General features: G+C 33.5%; 2 protein-coding genes. Both read left to right on the top strand.

Going from position 1 to position 1,723, the window contains the following annotated elements; translation table 11 throughout:
- The coding region (locus QUH73_RS20650) for a hypothetical protein (RefSeq protein ID WP_289532340.1) at window positions 1–187 on the top strand (187 nt) is incomplete at its 5' end.
- A gap of 70 nt (window positions 188–257) precedes the next feature.
- Window positions 258–1,655 carry a potassium channel family protein gene (locus QUH73_RS20645; protein ID WP_289532339.1) on the top strand — a complete coding sequence of 466 codons (1,398 nt, stop codon included), beginning with the start codon at window positions 258–260 and terminating at the stop codon, window positions 1,653–1,655.
- The last annotated feature ends 68 nt before the right edge of the window (window positions 1,656–1,723 follow it).

Genomic DNA, 1,723 nt, shown 5'->3' with positions numbered 1-1,723 from the left:
CATTTTCAACAACCTTTCGGTGGGTGTGATCATGCTCATGCAGGGCACACACAAAGTGTCATATGTAATGCGGGTTTCAGCGGTTTTTGGGGCTGCGGCTCGTTGTTGCAACACCGCCAATTCGTCTTTGACGATTGACGGAAAATTTGAAATTATGAATAAACGAATTGGCTCCGTGCAGAATTGAAAGTGCATCACTTTCAATCCCGCACTCCACATACACAAACCGTTGTGTGTCATGCTAAAAAGACGACGATATGAACGAATTTAGGGAACAATGGCTTAAAGACAGAGAAAAGGAAGACCTTGCACTGTTTGAAAAAATAAAGGACAACCCTAAACCTGAAATACTTGACTTATGGAGAATATCTGAGAAAAGATTTATTCAATGGAGAAAACTGCATGACTTCCCAAGATTATTAGTACATTTTGACAAGTCATTAAAACTTTTTACAGAATGGAAAAAGGATTATGAACTAACGAATGAATTAATCATCGCAAATGGAGAGATTTCTCCATTTCTTGAACATAAAAAACTTTCAAAAAAGAATAAAACACTTTATTTAACTAAGCAAAAATGGAATGATGAGGAAAAAACATTTGTTGCCTATGAAAAGATTGAAGGAGAAAGAAAACATTTTGAAACGACTTACGATTATTCGTTAATTAAGGCATTTACACCATACTTAGATTGGCTTAAAGTAAAAGGGGAAAGCCAAGATATTCTTTATATCAACTCAAGAAGTGCTCCAGGACATGAAATGGAACGAGTCTGGATTCATGCTGATGTCTATGCTACAAAGACTGATTTTGAACTCTTAAAAATGGGAGGAATTCAAACTCCTGTGAATGGATTTGGAATATTATTGAGAGGTAAAAGAATTGAATTTGCGAATTTATGCGGTTTAAAATTTAATGGGAATATTCATTTTGGGGAGGAAGGAAATTTAAGTTGCTCCTACTGTGCTTGTGATAACTGGATTGCGGACGATTTTGATATGCCTTTGCTTAATCTTGAACATTGTACAATTACAAATTTCACGTTAAATAATTCGAAACTTCAACAATGGAGATTTTATGATTGTGAAGTTTCTGGAGACTTTATAAATTCAAAGCTTTATAATGTTCAAATTTACGGTGGAAACTTCAACCCAGTATTTCAAGACTGCACTTTATACCAAGCAGAGATACTTCATGAATCAAATATTAAAGACAACAATTTAAATGCATATAAAGCATTTAAAAAAATGTATCAAAGTCAAGGGGACGATGATATTGCAAAAGATTATTTCATTCAGGAAAATGAATTTATTCGAAAAAGATTAAAAGGGTGGAATTTTTTCACAAAAACATTAAGTTATTATTATTGGGAATATGGTCGTAAACCTCATAGAATAATATATTTGTCGCTGGCAATTATTATAGTATTTGGTTTGATTTACTGGATTAATTATGATTTGATTTCAGCAAATACAGCGTATAATAATTTTAATTTGGGAGATAGTTTGTATTTTAGTACAATTACTTTTACAACATTAGGTTATGGGGACTTTAGTCCTGTAGGATGGTTAAAAGTATTGAGTGCAATTGAGGCTTTTTCAGGTGTTGTCAATATGGGTTTTCTGATAGCAGGATATACAAATAACAAATATTAAAAAGCACGAACACACAGTCGAGTAAGCTAGGGGAATTTCACCCCTAACTTCTCACAGAACCGTACGTG

This window comes from Labilibaculum sp. K2S, assembly GCF_030372765.1.
Lineage (GTDB): Bacteria > Bacteroidota > Bacteroidia > Bacteroidales > Marinifilaceae > Labilibaculum.
The sequence above is the reverse complement of the archived record's forward strand: the minus strand, read 5'-3'. Positions and strand labels throughout refer to the sequence as shown.

Bases quoted from the DNA above. Each gene is read 5' to 3' on its own strand.
- QUH73_RS20645 (WP_289532339.1), top strand. From the start codon at position 258: ATGAACGAATTTAGGGAACAATGGCTTAAAGACAGAGAAAAGGAAGAC.